This is a genomic window from Paulownia witches'-broom phytoplasma (assembly GCF_019396865.1).
GTDB lineage: Bacteria > Bacillota_I > Bacilli_A > Acholeplasmatales > Acholeplasmataceae > Phytoplasma > Phytoplasma asteris.
Window position 1 is genome coordinate 53,754 of record NZ_CP066882.1, and the last position, 17,201, is coordinate 70,954.

The following is a 17,201-nucleotide window of genomic DNA, read 5'->3' on the forward strand; positions in this document are numbered from 1 at the left end:
GAAATAAAAAATGTCTACTGTTTCTCAATTAATCAAAAAACGTCGTAGCAGTAAAACTTCCAAAACTAAATCACCTGCTCTAAGTTGCGGTTTTAATGTTTTGCAAAAAAAAGCTAAACATTACAGTTCTCCTCAAAAAATGGGTGTTTGTCTGCGTGTAACTACCATGACTCCAAAAAAACCAAACTCAGCTTTACGTAAATTTGCAAGAGTGCGCCTAAGTAATGGTTCTGAAGTAACTGCCTACATTCCAGGCGTTGGACACTCCTTACAAGAACATAGCTCTGTTTTAGTTCGTGGCGGACGCGTAAAAGACCTTCCTGGTGTGCGTTATCATATCGTTCGTGGTGCTCTAGATGCTACTGGTGTTGCTAACCGTAAACAAGGGCGTTCTAAGTACGGCTCTAAATTACCTAAAGAAAAAAAATAATTACAATTACAAAGAATAAAAAATAAATAATAAAAAAATCACAAATCCCCAAAAAAATAAATAAAATAAAGAAAGTAGGTGAATTTTTGTGTCCCGTAAAGGTCATATTAAAAAAAGAGATGTACAGCCAGATCCTATTTACAATTCTAAATTAGTTACTAAAATCATTAACATCATTATGGAAGACGGCAAAAAAGGCAAAGCTCAAACTATTTTTTATCAAGCTTTAAAAAAAGTAAAAACTATCACTAACCGCGAGCCTATTGAAGTTTTTCATGAAGCCCTAAACAATATTATGCCTGTATTAGAAGTACGCACGCGTCGTGTGGGTGGTCAAAATTACCAAGTGCCTTCCGAAGTTCGTCCCGAAAGACGCCAGTCTTTAGGATTAAGATGGATTGTTAAATACACTAAAGAAAGCAATGAAAAAACAATGGAAGAAAGACTTGCCAAAGAAATAGTAGATGCTTCTTTAGGTAACGGAGTATTAGTTAAAAAAAGAGAAGAAACGCATCGCATGGCAGAAGCTAATAAAGCCTTTGCTCATTATCGTTGGTGATTGTAACTTATAGGAGAATAAAAGATGGCACGTCAGTTTTCATTAGAAAAAACTCGTAATATTGGCATTATTGCTCATATTGATGCAGGAAAAACCACCACTACAGAAAGAATTTTGTTCCACACCGGAAAAATTCATAAAATCGGAGAAACCCATGATGGCGCTTCTCAGATGGATTGGATGGAACAAGAACAAGAAAGAGGAATCACTATCACCTCTGCTGCTACTACTGCTTTTTGGAAAAACCACCGTATCAATATTATTGACACTCCCGGACACGTTGATTTTACGGTGGAAGTTTCGCGCTCTCTTAGAGTTTTGGATGGAGCAGTAACAGTTATTGATGCTCAGGCAGGAGTAGAACCACAAACTGAAACTGTTTGGCGCCAAGCTAGTGAATATAAAGTCCCAAGAGTTATTTTTGTTAACAAAATGGATAAAGTAGGCGCTGATTTTGCTTATGCAATTGAAACCCTTAAACAACGCTTAGGAGTTCATGCAAGCGCTATTCAATGGCCAATTGGCTCAGAAAATGACTTTAATGGTATCATTGATTTAGTAGAAATGAATGCTTTTGAATATGATAACACTTCCCCAGAAACAGGAAAAGTAGTTCCTATTCCTAGCGATTTAGAATCAATTACCCAAACTAAAAGAAACGAATTAATAGAAACTTTATCTACCCTAGACGAAGAATTAATGATGTATTATTTAGAAGAAAAACCAATCTCTTCTGAAATGTTGAAAAATTCCATTAGAAAAGCAACCTTACAAGCTTCCTTTTTCCCAGTTCTTTGCGGTTCTTCTTTCAAAAATAAGGGTGTTGTTAAAATGTTAGACGCTATTGTTGACTACCTTCCTGCTCCTTGTGATGTTGCAGCTATTGTTGGTTTTGATTCTGACAACCAAGAAATTGTGCGCACCGGATTAGATGAAGAACCCTTCATAGCTCTAGCTTTCAAAGTGATGACCGATCCTTATGTAGGAAAATTAACCTTTTTCCGTATCTATTCAGGTTCAGTTAAAGCTGGTTCTTACGTAACTAACACTACTAAAGGAACCAAAGAACGTTTTGGACGGTTATTACAAATGCATGCTAATTCTCGTGCAGAAGTAAAAGAAGCCTACACAGGCGATATTTTAGCAGTTGTAGGATTAAAAGCAACTACTACAGGAGACACTTTAGCATCAGAAGGACAAACCATCGTCTTAGAATCAATGAATTTCCCAGAACCAGTAATTGAAATTGCAGTAGAACCAAAAACTAAAGCTGACCAAGATAAAATGGGGATTGCCCTTGCAAAATTAGCTGAAGAAGACCCTACATTTAAGGTTTTTTCCAATCATGAAACCGGGCAAACTATTATTGCTGGAATGGGTGAACTTCATTTAGATATCATTATTGAACGTCTTAAAAGAGAATTCAAAGTACAAGCAAATGTTACAGAACCTCAAGTAGCATACCGCGAAACAATCACCCAAGAAACTGAGACAGAAGGAAAATTCATTCGTCAATCAGGTGGTCGTGGACAATACGGACATGTGTGGATGCGTTTTGAACCAAATCCTGGAAAAGGTTTTGAATTCGTTAATAAAATTGTAGGTGGTGTAGTTCCTCGTGAATACGTTCCTGCAGTTCAAAAAGGAATTCAAGAAGCTCTTGCTGGTGGTATTTTAGCTGGATATCAAATTATTGATGTTAAAGCAACTTTATTTGATGGCTCTTACCATGATGTCGATTCTTCCGAAATGGCTTTTAAAATTGCTGCTTCCATGGCATTAAAAGAAACCAAAACCAAAGGGAACCCAGTCATTTTAGAACCTATTATGGACGTTGAAGTAGTTACTCCCAACGATTATGTAGGAAATGTTATTGGTGATCTAACTTCTAGAAGAGGTAGATTAGAAAACCAAGAATCACGCGCCAACGCTGTTGCTATTAGAGCGTTTGTTCCCCTTTCTGAAATGTTTGGATATGCTACTGTTTTGCGTTCCAATACTCAAGGAAGAGCTACTTTTATTATGCAATTTGCTAAATATGAAAAAGCTCCTAAAAGCATCACTGAAGAAATTATTAAAAAACGAGCTTAGACAACCTTACACTAAAAAACATTTTTATTAACAAAATAGTTGTGAAAAGCCAAAAATAAGTTAAAATTTAAATGGTAAATATATTTATTAAAACAAACCTTAAAACATAATAAAAGGAGGCCTTTGAAAAATGGCTAATGAAAAATTTATACGAAACAAACCGCATTTAAATGTAGGTACTATTGGACACGTAGACCACGGTAAAACTACTCTTACAGCAGCTATTACCCAAGTTTTGTCTACTCGTGGCTTGGCTAAAAGTAGAACTTATGATCAAATTGATAATGCTCCTGAAGAAAGAGAACGTGGAATCACTATTAAAACTTCACACGTAGAATATGAAACAGAAAAACGTCACTATGCTCACGTTGACTGTCCTGGACACGCCGATTATGTTAAAAACATGATTACTGGTGCTGCTCAAATGGATGCTGCTATTTTAGTTGTTTCTGGTGCAGATAGTGTTATGCCTCAAACTAGAGAACACATTTTATTAGCGCGCCAAGTTGGTGTTCCAAAAATTGTTGTTTTCTTAAATAAATGTGATCTTTCCCCAGACGAACAAATTTTAGAATTAGTAGAAATGGAAGTTCGTGAATTATTATCTCAATACGATTTCCCAGGAGACGACATTCCTGTTATTAGAGGATCTGCATTAAAAGCTTTAGAAGGTGACGCTCATTACGTTGCTCAAGTAAACGAATTAATCGAAACTCTAGACACCTACATTGAAGACCCGGTGCGCGAAGTTAACAAACCTTTCTTAATGCCTGTAGAAGATGTTTTCACTATTACTGGTAGAGGAACTGTTGTTACTGGTAGAGTAGAAAGAGGTCAAGTAAAAGCTGGTGATGAAGTAGAAATCGTAGGACTTAAAGAAACTAGAAAAACTATTGTAACTGCAGTAGAAATGTTTAAAAAAGACCTAGATTTTGCTCAAGCAGGAGACAACGTTGGAGCTTTATTACGTGGAATTAACCGTGAAGACGTACAACGTGGACAAGTTTTAGCTAAACCAGGTTCTGTTAAGCCTCATTCTAAATTTGTTGCTCAAGTTTATGTTTTAACTAAAGAAGAAGGAGGACGTCACACTGCCTTTTTCTCTCAATACCGTCCTCAATTCTATTTCCGTACTACAGATATTACAGGAGTAGTTGAATTACAAGGTGATGTTAAAATGGTAATGCCAGGTGACAACACTGAATTAGTAGTTACCCTTAACAACCCAATTGCTATCGAAGAAGGAACTAAATTTTCTATTCGTGAAGGTGGAAAAACAGTTGGTGCAGGATCGGTTTCCAAACTTCTTAACTAAAAATTCATTATACCCAACCTTATTAATAAATAAAACCCACATAATGTGGGTTTTATCTTTTTTAACTATTTTTTATTTTGTATTTTGCCCCTTTTTGCCCTTTTGCCTTTTTATCGCTTTTTAAAACTCCACAAATCTAACCCAACTCAACTAAAAGATGCAAATTTGGCAATAATGACATTTTAAACACTTATAAAAAAATTAGTTGTGTGCCAAAAAAAACGCTATTTATTATCAAATTTCACAACACTAACCAAAAAAATACCACTTTTTGTCATTTTTTGCAATAAAAAAGCAAAATATCTTCCAATTAATTTTAAAAAAAGGTAAAATATATATGTGCTTGTTTATTAAGCAAGTTAAAAAAGATGTAAATATTTTTTTAAATAATAAGAATAATAAAATAAATTTAATTTTAATAATAAAAAAAAATTTAAAAAGGTGGTTTAGATGGAATCCAATAAAGTAAATAATTCGTTTACCCAAATTAAAAATAACTTTCTTTCTTTATTTGAAACAACTACTTATAATAATATTGCTACTCGTAAAGGAATTGCTTTAAAAACAATTTTGCTTTTATGTGTTACAGCAATCACTTCAATGTTTTTTTACCCAATTCTAAAACCCGTGATATTAAAAAATCTAAATATTCATGCAATTTATTTTTCCATGATTGCGTTAGGTTTTTTAAATTATGGCATTTATTCTGCAGGATTAAAACAAGTTGAAATTTCTAAAGCTTGTGGATTAATTTATTCTTTTATAGAAGGAATAATTTTATCAATTATTTTTGTTGTTCTAAATTTAGCTTATGCCAATTTAGTTGAAATTGCCTTTATGGCTATTTTTGCAACCTTTATCGTCTTTGTTGCAATGTCCCATGCTTATTATAAAGGTTTTATAAAAGTAACAAATAGATTTAGACAAATTATGCTATATTGTTCTTTTGCTTTGGTGGTTTCTTATATAGTTCGTTTAGTGTTGTCTTTATGCGGCATTTGGACAATTGAAAATATTATTTACAATAGCTTTTTAACTCTTCCTATTAGTTTAATTATGTTAGGATTTGTATCTATGTTTTTAGCACTTCATTTTGATTACACCGAACAAATGATTAAACAAGGAATGCCTAAAAAATATGAATGGCAAGTTTCTTTGGCTTTTGCAACAACTTTAATTGAAATTTTTTTAAGAATAATGTTAATTTTGCTAAGGTTATTTGGTCAAGAAAGAAAATAAAAAAGATCACGAATATTCGTGATCTTTTTTTTATTATATTACCTTTTTTATTCGGTTTGGAATAATAAATTAGTTCTTGTTCCTAATTGCATTGGTAATTCCAATGTTTTTGCACTAACTAATTTAACTCTTATTTGCTTAATTATCTTTTTGCTAGCTTCTAATTCTTGTTGAAAGTTTTTACCTTTCATAGCAATAAAATAACCCTTTTTTTTCACTAAAGGAACACACCATTTTAAGATAAGTTCCAATCTAGCCAAAGCGCGAGCAACAACACAATCATAACTGCCATTTTGGGCTATGTCATATTGTTCTACTCTTTGGTGAAAAAAACATATATTATCTAATTCCAAATGGCTTGCTAATTGTTTTAAGAAATTGATTTTTTTTAAAGATGATTCAATGATTACAATTTTTAAATGAGGAAAAAGAATTTTTAAAGGAAAGCTAGGAAAGCCAGCACCCGAGCCAACATCACAAAGATTAGTTACAGTATTAAAGTTAAATATTTCTTTTAAAATTAAAGAATCATAAAAATGTTTATAGCAAACATCAGATAAAGATATTAGAGAAGTAAGGTTCATTTTTTGGTTTTCTTGTTTTAAAAATTCATAGTAAAAAACAAACTTGTTTAATTGCTTTTCGTTGAATGCAAATTTGTCTTTTAATGATTCAAAGTAAAGCATGATGTTTTTCCAAATAAACTAATAAAATCGAAATATCAACTTGATTAACTCCTAATATTCTTGTTGCTTGTCCTAAAGTTTGGGGTTTGATTAAATCAAGTTTTTCTTGAGCTTCTTTTGATAAATTTTTAATATCTGCGTAATTGATTTTGCTAGGAATTTTTTTTTGTTCTAACCTTGCTAATTTTTGAGCTTCTTTTTGGGCTTTAGCAATATAACCTTCGTATTTGATTTGTATTTCTACTTGTTCATAAATGGTTTTATCTGCTTTTTCCTGTAAAAAATGTTGTAAAGTGCAAAAATTTAATTCTGGTCTTTTTAGTAGTTGTGCTAATGTGGTTTTTTCTCCAAGACTAGCTGATTTTTGTTGTTTTAAATAAGATAGATTATCTGAATTAACTAAAATTTCATAATTTTTGCTTTTTTCTAATAAAAGGTTGATTTTAGCTTTTTTGTTTTGAAAATTGTTATAATCTTTTTCATCAATCAAACCTAGTTGATATCCGTAATCTTTGAGGCGCAAATCGGCATTGTCGTGTCTTAATAATAAACGAAATTCCGCGCGTGATGTCAAAAGACGGTACGGTTCTTTGGCGCCCTTAGTGATTAAATCATCGATCAAAACACCAATATAGGCTTCATTTCTTTTTAATACAAAAGGAGGTTTATTTTGGAGTTTTAAAGAAGCATTAATTCCTGCCATAAGCCCTTGACAAGCAGCTTCTTCATAACCGCTGGTGCCGTTCATTTGTCCTGCTAAAAAGAGATTTTGGATTTTTTTAGTCTCTAAACTGTGTTTGAGTTGGTTGGGATTAAAAGCATCGTATTCGATAGCATAAGCATATTTAGTGATTTGGGCGTTTTGTAATCCTGGAATAGTTTTAAGGATTTCGTGTTGAACGTTTTGAGGCATGCTGGTAGAAAGTCCTTGTAGATACATTTCATCCAAAGATAGGCTTTCTGGTTCAATAAAAATTTGATGACTGTTTTTATCACAAAATCTTACTACTTTATCTTCGATAGAAGGGCAATAACGAGGGCCTGTGCCTTCAACATAACCTCCATACATAGCTGATTGGTTTAAATGTTTTTGGATAACTTGGTGGGTGGTTTGGTTGGTGTGAGTTAAAAAACATGGTTCTTGGGGTCTTTGATTTGTTTGGGGAACAAAACTAAATATTTGTTCTAAATTATCTCCCATTTGTATTTTGGTTTGGCTATAATCAATGCTGTTTTTTTTAACTCTTGGTGGTGTGCCTGTTTTTAAACGAATAACTTCAAAACCTAATTCTTTTAATTGAGTGCTGATACCGTAAGTTGTAGGAACGCCATTAGGTCCCGAGGATTTTTTGGTATCTCCAATTAAAATTTGGCTTGCTAAATAAGTTCCTGTAGTGATAATGACAGTTTTGGCATTAATTTTTGTTCCATCAATAAGACAGACTCCTTGAACTTGGTTGTTTTGGATGACTAGATTGTTTACGAGCCCTTCCAATAGAGTTAAATTGAGGGTTTTTTGTAATATTTCTAAAATAATTTGAGGATATTCTAATTTATCAATTTGAGCTCTCAAAGCTCTTACTGCAGGACCTTTGGAAGAGTTAAGCATTTTGATATGAATTTGTGCAAGATCTGCAGCTTTTGCCATAACGCCACCTAAAGCATCTATTTCACGTACTACAACACCTTTGGCAGGACCTCCGATAGAAGGATTGCAAGGTAAGGAAGCAACTTGTTTTAAGGAGCCTGTAATGAGTAAAGTATTATGTTTTTTTGCCAATATTAAAGCAGCTTCAACACCTGCATGTCCTGCTCCAATAACAATGCTATCGTAGATCATTTGAGTACCTTTCTTGATTGTTTTTTGGGTTTTATAATCATTTATTTATCATTTGTTTAATTTAAATTCGTTTATTTCGTCTATTGTGTTGTCTTTGTTTTTGGGGGTGTCTTCATTGGGATTTTGGTCGGATTTGGGTTCAACAAAAGTTGGATTGAATTGTTTTTGTTTTTCTTTTAATGATTCGTAAAGTTCTATTCCTAATTTTTCTTTGATTTTGTCCAATGTTTCTTGTAATTTTTTATCTCTAAATATGTGTAATTTTTTTTGTTGGTTTTTCATCCAATAATTCATAGAAAAACAAGAAGATATCAATACAACAAAAGCAGGAATTCTTAACCAAACAGAAAATTGTCCACTAAGAAAAAAAGAATTTAATAAAATAGGCACTAAAACTTCCATAAATAACAATTTTATTTTTTTGATTAAAGTAGCTTCTTTTTGGAAAATCTGCCATATAAAATATAGCCACATATCGTTTATATCTTTTTGATAAAAAGCTCCAAATTCTTCGTAATATTTTTTTTCAACCAAAAGGCGGCACACTCCTTTATCAGCAGTCCAAACAGCAAATTGGCGTGATTGAAAAAGAGTACTATAATATTTGCTTTGATCCAAATAATAAAATTCTACTTTGGTTTCTTTTCCTTTTAATGTTGTTTCTTGGGTTAAAAATGGTTCTCCTTTTAAAGAGTTGTAAATATTAGTTAATAATTTAAATTCTTTTTCTTTTTGAAAAAATGAAAAATTCATATGATTGCTCCTTTTCGTTTATTTTTTAGTTGTGAAATTGTTATTTTTCGAAAGTTTTTTTGCCAAAATTCATTAATAAAAATTTATTTTTTTGTTTTTTTAATTTTATGCATTGAATTGTTGTTTTAAAAATTGTTTTTTGGGTCTTTTATATTAAAAATAACCTTTTCAAACCCTATCTTCCACACAATAAAAATAACTTATGGCTGCTTCAATCAAGACCTGACCAAATTCGTTTCTTATTGTTGAATGATAAGGTTTGAAAAGGCTACCTTAGTTTTGTTGGATAAAAATACTTGTCTTTCGTTAATGTTTTTTTGTGATTTGTAAATTATTTTTTTCTTGAAAACATTTTTAAAAAATTTTGTATTTTTTGTTTTAATTTAGAAATTATTTAGAAATTAAAAATTAACATTATTATTATATACTTTTTTTATGTATTTGTGCAAACTTTTTTTATTTAATAGATATTTAATGACTTTTGGATCGTTTTTTCTTTGAGGTTTCAAATAAAGAAACTATCTTCACTACTTTAATTGCTTTTTTTTGTCCAAAACAATGATTTTATAGTATAATATTTGTTGTATGTTTGTTTGAGTAGCTCAGCTGGATAGAGCAACGGCCTTCTAAGCCGTCGGTCGGGGGTTCGAATCCCTTCTCAAACGCCAGTTTATCTTTTATTTTTTGCACCATTTCCCTTAATTTAGTAATTTAGCACTTAGGCATTTATATTTATTTTTAATATTTATTTTTTTTGTCCCAAACATTTTCACAATTTTTTATTTTATGTATGTTATTTGTTTTTCAAATAAGAAATAAATATTAAAAATATTTAAAGAACAAATCTCAATAATAACCCTTTTTTTATTTTTGTTTTGTTTTTTATTTTTTGTATTTTTTTATATCAACTTTAATGCATCCCAAAGCTAAAAGACATTAAAAAAGAAAAAAAGAAAAAGGAATAACAAAATAAATGCCTCAAGATCAAATTGTTTTTTTATTAATCTTAACTTTATCCGTTATTTTGATTCTTATTTTGGGTGGTGTAACTTTCATTATTTATTTTTTTGTTGCCAAACCGAAAAAAACGCAAGTCAATATCCAAGATTTTGTGAAACAAGCTTTTTTAGAGTCAGAATCTAGGGTTATTTGTCGTTTGGATGATAAAATTAACAATTTAACTCATCAAAGTCAAGATAGTTTAACTAAAGAAATTAAAGATACTCGCCAACATTTAACAATTAATCTGGAAAATTCTTTAAAAGTTTTAAGAGAACAAAATGCAAGTGGTTTTCAAGAAGTGCAAAACATTCATAAATTATTGTGCCAAAACGATAAAACAGGACAAGCTGGAGAATTTTTGTTGGCACGCGTTTTGGAAAATGTTTCTCATTTTAAAGATAAATTAGTTTTTGAAAAACAATATTTAATGAAAAAAACAAACAATAACGGCAATCGTCTTAAAGTTGATGTGATGTGTAAAGGTTATGGTAAATTTGTTCAAATTCCTATTGATTCGAAGTTTCCTACCACAGATTTTCTAACCTATATTAACGCCACTTTCAACCAAACAGAATTAAAGAGTCGCTTTTTATTTCACGTTAAAGAAAGAATTAAAGAAGTTCAAAAATACGTCAGCAAAGAAGACAACTGCCCTTATGCCATTATGTTTATTCCTTCTGAAAGTATTTTTGCCCAAATTAATTGCGATCCTGAAATAATATCATATGCTTTTAAACGCAATGTTATCATTACAAGTCCTTCCATTTTACTTGCTATTCTTAATTCAGTTGATTATTATTTTCAAATTTTCGAAAGTGTTCAAAACAACGAAGAAAAACTTGAATGCATTGAAAATGTGCTACAAGCGATGAAAAATTTTGATAAAGTCTTTATTTATGATTTGAAATCGGCTTTGGAAAAAGTTCTCAAAGTGATTGAAGATATTCAAAAAAAAGAAAAAACCTTAGAGCAACGTTATCAAAAATTGTTAGAAGTTCGCAAAAAAGAAAATAACAATTCCAAAAACAACATCAAAAATGAAAAGATAGATTTTTAAATCATTATTTTAACTCCTTTTTGACATTATTTTAACATTATTTTGCAAATACTTTTTTGAGTTATTATATAATATTTACGGATACTATTTTTTTTATTTAGTATCTTATATATTTCATTAATTAAATTATTAAAATTATCTATATTTTTAAATCCAAATTAAAATTAAAAAATTATGCATTCAAATCCAATTTATATTTTTTATTATTCTTTATTTTGATATTTTGAGTTTTGGCATGATTTTTATTCAACAACCAAAGGATATCATTTTATTTTTAAATTTACTTCCAAGCAAATCATTATTACTAGCGTTTTTATTGTGATATTACTTGCCATTCCTATTATTATATTTTTTTCTTTAGAAGAAGAATCTCCTCAAGGGTCATCTTCTGATGAAGTTACTGAACAAATGCAATTTTCTGATGAAACACAAAACCCAAACCCAGCCCCTTCGATTTTAGAAAAAAAATCTTGGAAAGATGTATTTATTGAAAAATCAGGAGAAATTGTTGAAAAAGTTATAAAATCTCCGAAAGTATCTCAATCACTAGAAACTTTTTCTAATAAATTATCAAGCACCGTTAGCAAAAGCCTTTCGCAAAATAAAAACCAATCACCAAGAAAAGCTTGATTATTAATTATATTAATAAATTCAAATATTTTGCTAGCACATAATAATATATAATAATTAAATATTTTTCATTACAAAAGCTAATCTTTTTAAGGTTAGCTTTTCAGTTTTTTTATTTTTGCCACTATTCATCACAGAACCATTGTTTTTTGCATGGTTTTTGCTGATTTTTTTTTCGCAAACCAAACTTTATTATTTTTTTTAACCCCAATTTATACATTTTTATTTTTTCATTTCACGATGAAATTTTGTACTGAACAAATTAAAAAAAATAATAAAACTTCCAACCCGCCCCATTCAAATTTAATTCTAAATTAATTATCAATATTAAAAAACAAACTTATTTATCGTTTTAATGACAAAATTGCATCAAAAAATCTAACCCCCCCTATTTTTTTATTTTTTGTTTTGCATTACAAATCATTAAACTAAATTCAAAAAGAAAAAGAGGTAAAACAATGATTTTACATTTGTTAACCCCCCCAAAAGAAAGGTATCAAGGATATGAAAGGTGATTATTGGCGAACTCATTGTATAATGGGTTGTTCCCTTCTTGTCTTTGCTTTAATTTGTGGATCAATTATCGGCTATTTTTTTTATTCTTTTTTTAATCAAAAGAAATTAGAAGAAAAAAAACAAACATTTGACAACAAACTAAAAGAAAAAGAAAAAGATTTGCAACAACGCGAACAAGAAATGATGCGTAATGCTAAAATAGAAATAACTTCTTTAAGACAAAAATTAGAACTGGATTTAGAACAAAGAACCAACACAATTGTTTATTTAGAATCCAAAAATAATCGTCGTGAAGAATTGCTTAACAACAGAACTGAGAGCCTCAATAAAAGAGAAGATCATTTAGATTCTGAACAACAAATAATTAGCCATACTAAAAAAAACCTAGAACAACAAATCAAAGAACAAGAAACAATTTTAAACACCCAAAAACAACAATTAGAAAAAATAGCTTCCTTAACGCAAGATCAAGCCAGACAAATCATAATGAAAGAAACAAGAGACCAAACCACTTATGAAATGATGTCATATATTAAACAAGAAGAAGAAAAAGCCAAAAGCGAAGCATCTAAAAAAGCCAAAACTCTTTTAGTTTTAGCCATGCAAAAATATGCTGGCGATATTACAGGAGAAAAAAATATTAGCGTTGTTAACATTCCTAACGAAGATATGAAAGGACGGATTATTGGGCGCCAAGGCAGAAATATTAAGTCTTTGGAAGTTTTAACCGGAGTAGACTTAATTATTGATGAGTCCCCTTGCACCATTATTTTAAGTAGTTTTGACCCGATTAGAAGAGAAATTGCCAAAAAAACTTTAGAATTTTTGGTCTCTGATGGGCGAATTCATCCTTCTCGCATCGAAAAAGCCTTAGAAACTTCAACCATAGAAGTAGACAATTTTATTAAAGAAATAGGCGAAGAAGCTGCTTTTATTACTAAAATCGGCGAAGTGCACCCCGACTTAATTAAAATTTTGGGAAAACTGCACTTCCGCATTAGTTACAGTCAAAATGTTTTGAAACATTCTTTGGAAGTAGCTTTTTTAGCTGGTAAACTTGCCTCTGAAATTGGCGAAAACGAAATTCTTGCAAGAAGAGCAGGACTTTTTCATGATATCGGTAAAGCTCTAGACCACGAAATGGAAGGAAGCCACGTAGAAATTGGCGTTTCTATTGCTTCCAAATACAAAGAAAAAAAAGAAGTTATCGACGCTATTGCCTCTCATCATGAAGACCAAGAACCCCAATCAATTATCGCTGTTTTAGTTGCAATAGCAGACACCTTGTCTTCCGCTAGACCAGGAGCCAGAAAAGAATCAGTAGAAAACCACATCCAAAGACTAACCAAATTAGAAACTATTGCTAATGCAACAGAAGGAGTTGCCAAATCTTATGCTATTCAAGCTGGACGCGAAATTCGTGTTATCGTTGAACCAGACAAAATCGCAGACAATTTTATTTTCCAAACTGCCCGCACCATTAAAGAACAAATTGAAAAAGACATTAGTTACAATGGTGTTATCAAAGTTACTGTTATAAGAGAAACCAGAGCTGTGGAAATGGCTAAATTATAATCCACCAAAGGAGATAATTAATTCATGAAAATAATGTTTATCGGAGATATTTACGGAAACCCAGGAATTAGTTATTTTGCCGAAAAAGTGGGTTTTTTAAAAGAAACTTACAAACCTAACCTCATTATTGCCAATGCTGAAAACGCTGATAATGGCAAAGGTTTAAGTTTTAAAATTTATAAAAAATTACAAAAATTAGGTGTTGATTTGATGACTATGGGAAACCATGTTTGGAAAAATAAACAAATTAAAAATTTTATTGACAAATCAAATGTAATTCGTCCCATCAATGACACCCAACAATTAGGGCAAGGTTATAAAATTATTGATTGCGAAGATAAAAAAATTTTAGTTATGAATGCTTTAGGACGTGTTTTTATTAACTCCAAATTGCATTGCCCTTTCAAAACTATTGATAATGTTTTGGAACAAAATAAAGCTAAATATGATTTTTCTTTTTTGGATTTTCATGCCGAAGCCACTAGTGAAAAAATTGCTTTAACTCATTATTTTGATGGTAGAATTGATGCTATTGTAGGCACTCACACTCATGTCCAAACTAACGACGAACGCCTTTTTCCCCACAATACTCTTTATATTTCTGATGCAGGAATGACAGGAGCCAAGGACGGCGTCATTGGTAAAGAAAAAGAACCTATAATTCAATCTTTTTTAGGAAATCGTGTTGTTTCAAGACCTAATGCCGAAGGAAAAAGACAATTAAACGGTTTACTTGTCACTCTTAAACCTCACAAAACTATTGAAAAGATTAATTTATCAGAATGAAATAAAATTTGTTTTATGAAAACTAAGCGAAAAAGAATCAAAATTATCTTCTGTATCACTTTAATTTTTTTGTTTTTTAACGCTTTGCATTTTTTTATTTTATTCTGGTTTTTTAATTATTTAAATTATTAAATTATTATACCAAACATAACTTTTCCATATAAATTTATAATGATTTTATATTTTGGAAAATATTTAATAACCCCAAAACACTTCTACCCTCATAAAGGAAAATTATGAAAAAAGTAATCGCTATTACAGGTCCTACCGCTTCAGGAAAAACTAGCCTTTCTATTAAAATAGCTAAAAAAATTAATTTAGAAATAATTAATTGCGATTCTCTTCAAATGTATCAAAAATACGATATTGGAACTGCTAAAATAACTCTCGAAGAAGCCCAAGGAATTAAACATCATCTTTTAGATTTTCTTGCTCCTGGAACAAATTACAGTATTTATCATTTTCAAAAAGATGCCCGCAAAAAAATCGAAGAAACGCCCCTTCCTTTATTTGTGGGTGGTAGCGGGCTTTATCTTAAATCAGCTCTTTTTGATTATGAATTAACTCCTAAATCTTTGTTTTTGCCACCTACTTCTTTACCTGCAATAGAAAATATGATTGATTTCATTAAACAAAAAGATCCTCAATTAATTGCGAACCTAGATTTAAAAAATCCTCGTCGCATCCTAAGCGCTTATCAAGATTTACTTGCAGGCACTTTAAGGTCACAAAAAAATAAAAAACACAATCCTCTATATTCTTCGCTAATTTTTTATCTCGATATTGATAGACAAATTTTGAAAAAAAGAGTTATTTTAAGATTGGCACAAATGTTAAAACAAGGTTTTATAGAAGAAGTTAACCAAATTCAAACTCATTTTCCAAACGCCAATTTTAATATTATTGGTTATCGTGAAATTAAAGCTTTGTTAGAAGGAAAAATAACTTTAGACCAAACCAAAACCTTAATTATTCAAAAAACTATGCAATATGCCAAACGCCAAAAAACTTGGTTTAAAAATCAAATTAAGCCCATCATTCTAGATGCCTTATCCCCTGATTTAGAAAAAACCACCATTTGCCTTATTAACGATTTTTTAAAAACTGATTAAACATTAAACAATTAAACCAACGAAAACAATTCCAAAAAATAAGAAAGTAATTAGAAATATGATTAATACAAACGATTTTAAAATTGGACAAACCATTAAATTCAACAACCAAATTTATCAAATCCTAGAATTTTTACATGTCAAACCTGGTAAAGGTGCTGCATTTGTAAGAACCAAATTAAGAAACCTAAGAACAGGTAGTGTCATTGACTACACTTTTAACGCTGGTATCAAAGTGCAGCCTGCCTTAATTACTAAAATTAAGATGCAATTTCTTTATGCTTTGGAAGATAATTATATTTTTATGAATACTCAAAATTACGAACAATTAGAAATTAACAAACATCAATTAAAAGATTTTCTTAAATATCTTTATGAAGGGCTTTTAGTAGATATTATTTTTTATGAAAATGATGAAATTGTAGGTATCAGTTTGCCTGACAAAATCTCTATTAAAGTAGCTTACACCGAACCTGGAGCCAAAGGAGATACCAAAACTAATTCTTTAAAAGATGCCACTTTAGAAACAGGTTTAGTAATTAAAGTTCCTCTTTTTATCAATATTGGAGAAAAAATTATTATCAATACTGAAACAGGACTTTATTTATCAAGAGACAACAATAAATAAAACACCTTATTTTTGCATTTTTAAACTGCTTTTTTGTTTTATACACCACATTTAAGCCCTTTTCTTATATATTTTTATAAATTGTGTTTGTTAATTTCTTTGTTTGTTATATAATTATAGGTAGTTCATGTCATCTACATTTTGCCTTTATATAGTGTTTTGCGATTTGAATCCGTTTATAAAAATTATAAAAAATAAAAAAAGGATGATGATATTGTGTCTTTTTGGGAAAAATTTTTCAACATAACAAAACAATTTGCTTTTTTTAATACTTTCTTTATGGGTATTCTTTCTGGTGTTATTTTAAGTTCTTTTATTTATTGTCTTCTTTCTTTGTGTAGTGTGAAAAAAACTTTAGCAGCTCATAGACTAGAAAAAACAGATGTTAGTCAACAAGAAATAATTAAATTAATTGAAGCTAAGAAAAAAGATTTCAAAGAAAAAATGAAAAAAGATAAAGGCAATTTTGGGCATTTTTTGATAACTTCTATCCAAGAATTAATTTTAGAAATCTCAAGCCAATTTTATCCCAACTCCAAATATCCCTATCTGGAACTTACCATTGATGAAAGTCTTATTTTGATGTTTTACATAAATCAAAGAGTTGACAAAGTATTTCAAAACACAATTTTGAGAATGTTTCGCAAAATGACTTTAAAAAGAATCTTTGTAATTAGAGAAATGGTTGTTAAAAAAAACATGATTCAAAAGTATCAAAAAGTTGCTAAAGTAACTAATAATTTTAATAATATCAGAAATTTTTTCAATCCTTTTCATTGGTTTAAAAAAATAATTTTTGAAAAACCCTTAGAACTTATTTATCATCAAATAGGAGTTTCTTTGATTGCAATTACAGGCGAAGAAGTTTATAAAATTTATAGTAAAAAGATTTTTGAAACTGAAGAAGACCTCGAAAAAGATCTACAAAAAGTTTTAGATACTATCTCTAAAGTAAGTGCAGATCAAAGCGAAAAAGAGTAAT

The 17,201-nt window shown here is 30.1% G+C and carries 15 protein-coding genes, 1 tRNA gene and 1 other RNA gene; 13 read left to right on the top strand and 4 right to left on the bottom strand.

The features are described 5' to 3' along the window. Positions 1-10 precede the first annotated feature (10 nt). From rpsL to HGD80_RS00355, 5 genes are all read left to right on the top strand, one after another. The gene (gene rpsL / locus HGD80_RS00335; RefSeq protein ID WP_219474975.1) at positions 11-430 is read left to right on the top strand and encodes a 30S ribosomal protein S12; all 420 of its coding nucleotides are present in this window, start codon (positions 11-13) and stop codon (positions 428-430) included. A gap of 88 nt (positions 431-518) precedes the next feature. Next, complete coding sequence (gene rpsG, locus HGD80_RS00340) at positions 519-989, top strand: 30S ribosomal protein S7 (RefSeq protein WP_219474978.1); 471 nt, start codon at positions 519-521, stop codon at positions 987-989. Positions 990-1,013: 24 nt separating this feature from the next. After that, positions 1,014-3,080: an elongation factor G gene (gene fusA, locus HGD80_RS00345; protein WP_219474981.1), complete on the top strand. Its 2,067-nt coding sequence runs from the start codon at positions 1,014-1,016 to the stop codon at positions 3,078-3,080. Between the two features lie 130 nt (positions 3,081-3,210). Continuing rightward, a complete protein-coding gene (tuf, locus tag HGD80_RS00350) occupies positions 3,211-4,395 on the top strand; it encodes an elongation factor Tu (protein ID WP_219474986.1) in 1,185 nt (394 codons plus the stop codon). A 450-nt stretch (positions 4,396-4,845) separates the two neighbouring features. Next, the gene (locus tag HGD80_RS00355) at positions 4,846-5,634 is read left to right on the top strand and encodes a Bax inhibitor-1/YccA family protein (protein ID WP_219474988.1); all 789 of its coding nucleotides are present in this window, start codon (positions 4,846-4,848) and stop codon (positions 5,632-5,634) included. 47 nt (positions 5,635-5,681) lie between these two features. Here the strand turns inward: HGD80_RS00355 and rsmG are convergent, their stop codons facing one another. From rsmG to ffs, 4 genes are all read right to left on the bottom strand, one after another. Then, the gene (rsmG, locus tag HGD80_RS00360; RefSeq protein ID WP_219474990.1) at positions 5,682-6,320 is read right to left on the bottom strand and encodes a 16S rRNA (guanine(527)-N(7))-methyltransferase RsmG; all 639 of its coding nucleotides are present in this window, start codon (positions 6,318-6,320) and stop codon (positions 5,682-5,684) included. After that, on the bottom strand, positions 6,307-8,160 hold the full coding sequence (gene mnmG, locus HGD80_RS00365) for a tRNA uridine-5-carboxymethylaminomethyl(34) synthesis enzyme MnmG (RefSeq protein WP_219474993.1): 1,854 nt from the start codon (positions 8,158-8,160) through the stop codon (positions 6,307-6,309). The genes rsmG and mnmG overlap by 14 nt, the downstream gene beginning before the upstream one ends. 48 nt (positions 8,161-8,208) lie before the next feature. Continuing rightward, positions 8,209-8,913, bottom strand: a complete 705-nt coding sequence (locus tag HGD80_RS00370) for a hypothetical protein (protein WP_219474995.1) — start codon at positions 8,911-8,913, stop codon at positions 8,209-8,211. A gap of 168 nt (positions 8,914-9,081) precedes the next feature. After that, positions 9,082-9,173, bottom strand: an RNA gene (ffs, locus tag HGD80_RS00375) — signal recognition particle sRNA small type. Between the two features lie 331 nt (positions 9,174-9,504). Between ffs and HGD80_RS00380 the strand changes: the two genes are divergently transcribed. The 8 genes from HGD80_RS00380 (at position 9,505) to HGD80_RS00415 (ending at position 17,200) form a co-directional block, all read left to right on the top strand. Further along, a tRNA-Arg gene (locus tag HGD80_RS00380) sits at positions 9,505-9,581 on the top strand. 305 nt (positions 9,582-9,886) lie between these two features. Beyond that, a complete protein-coding gene (locus HGD80_RS00385) occupies positions 9,887-10,972 on the top strand; it encodes a DNA recombination protein RmuC (RefSeq protein ID WP_219474996.1) in 1,086 nt (361 codons plus the stop codon). A 318-nt stretch (positions 10,973-11,290) separates the two neighbouring features. Then, positions 11,291-11,602 carry a hypothetical protein gene (locus HGD80_RS00390; RefSeq protein WP_219474998.1) on the top strand — a complete coding sequence of 104 codons (312 nt, stop codon included), beginning with the start codon at positions 11,291-11,293 and terminating at the stop codon, positions 11,600-11,602. 504 nt (positions 11,603-12,106) lie between these two features. Beyond that, entirely contained in the window at positions 12,107-13,693 is a 1,587-nt protein-coding gene (gene rny / locus HGD80_RS00395; RefSeq protein ID WP_219474999.1) for a ribonuclease Y, read from the top strand. 24 nt (positions 13,694-13,717) lie between these two features. Beyond that, entirely contained in the window at positions 13,718-14,479 is a 762-nt protein-coding gene (locus HGD80_RS00400; protein WP_034172400.1) for a TIGR00282 family metallophosphoesterase, read from the top strand. A gap of 236 nt (positions 14,480-14,715) precedes the next feature. Then, entirely contained in the window at positions 14,716-15,591 is an 876-nt protein-coding gene (miaA, locus tag HGD80_RS00405; RefSeq protein ID WP_219475001.1) for a tRNA (adenosine(37)-N6)-dimethylallyltransferase MiaA, read from the top strand. A gap of 58 nt (positions 15,592-15,649) precedes the next feature. After that, positions 15,650-16,219 carry an elongation factor P gene (gene efp / locus HGD80_RS00410; protein ID WP_219475003.1) on the top strand — a complete coding sequence of 190 codons (570 nt, stop codon included), beginning with the start codon at positions 15,650-15,652 and terminating at the stop codon, positions 16,217-16,219. Positions 16,220-16,435: 216 nt separating this feature from the next. After that, positions 16,436-17,200 (top strand): hypothetical protein, encoded by a 765-nt coding sequence (locus HGD80_RS00415; RefSeq protein WP_219475005.1) that lies wholly within the window; start codon positions 16,436-16,438, stop codon positions 17,198-17,200. The last annotated feature ends 1 nt before the right edge of the window (position 17,201 follow it).

What these genes read in the sequence shown, in the direction of transcription:
- mnmG (WP_219474993.1), bottom strand. Translation starts at nt 8,160, where the DNA reads ATGATCTACGATAGCATTGTTATTGGAGCAGGACATGCAGGTGTTGAA.
- tuf (WP_219474986.1), top strand. Translation starts at nt 3,211, where the DNA reads ATGGCTAATGAAAAATTTATACGAAACAAACCGCATTTAAATGTAGGT.
- HGD80_RS00385 (WP_219474996.1), top strand. Translation starts at nt 9,887, where the DNA reads ATGCCTCAAGATCAAATTGTTTTTTTATTAATCTTAACTTTATCCGTT.
- fusA (WP_219474981.1), top strand. Translation starts at nt 1,014, where the DNA reads ATGGCACGTCAGTTTTCATTAGAAAAAACTCGTAATATTGGCATTATT.
- HGD80_RS00355 (WP_219474988.1), top strand. Translation starts at nt 4,846, where the DNA reads ATGGAATCCAATAAAGTAAATAATTCGTTTACCCAAATTAAAAATAAC.
- rpsL (WP_219474975.1), top strand. Translation starts at nt 11, where the DNA reads ATGTCTACTGTTTCTCAATTAATCAAAAAACGTCGTAGCAGTAAAACT.
- HGD80_RS00400 (WP_034172400.1), top strand. Translation starts at nt 13,718, where the DNA reads ATGAAAATAATGTTTATCGGAGATATTTACGGAAACCCAGGAATTAGT.
- rny (WP_219474999.1), top strand. Translation starts at nt 12,107, where the DNA reads ATGAAAGGTGATTATTGGCGAACTCATTGTATAATGGGTTGTTCCCTT.
- efp (WP_219475003.1), top strand. Translation starts at nt 15,650, where the DNA reads ATGATTAATACAAACGATTTTAAAATTGGACAAACCATTAAATTCAAC.
- rsmG (WP_219474990.1), bottom strand. Translation starts at nt 6,320, where the DNA reads ATGCTTTACTTTGAATCATTAAAAGACAAATTTGCATTCAACGAAAAG.
- HGD80_RS00370 (WP_219474995.1), bottom strand. Translation starts at nt 8,913, where the DNA reads ATGAATTTTTCATTTTTTCAAAAAGAAAAAGAATTTAAATTATTAACT.
- miaA (WP_219475001.1), top strand. Translation starts at nt 14,716, where the DNA reads ATGAAAAAAGTAATCGCTATTACAGGTCCTACCGCTTCAGGAAAAACT.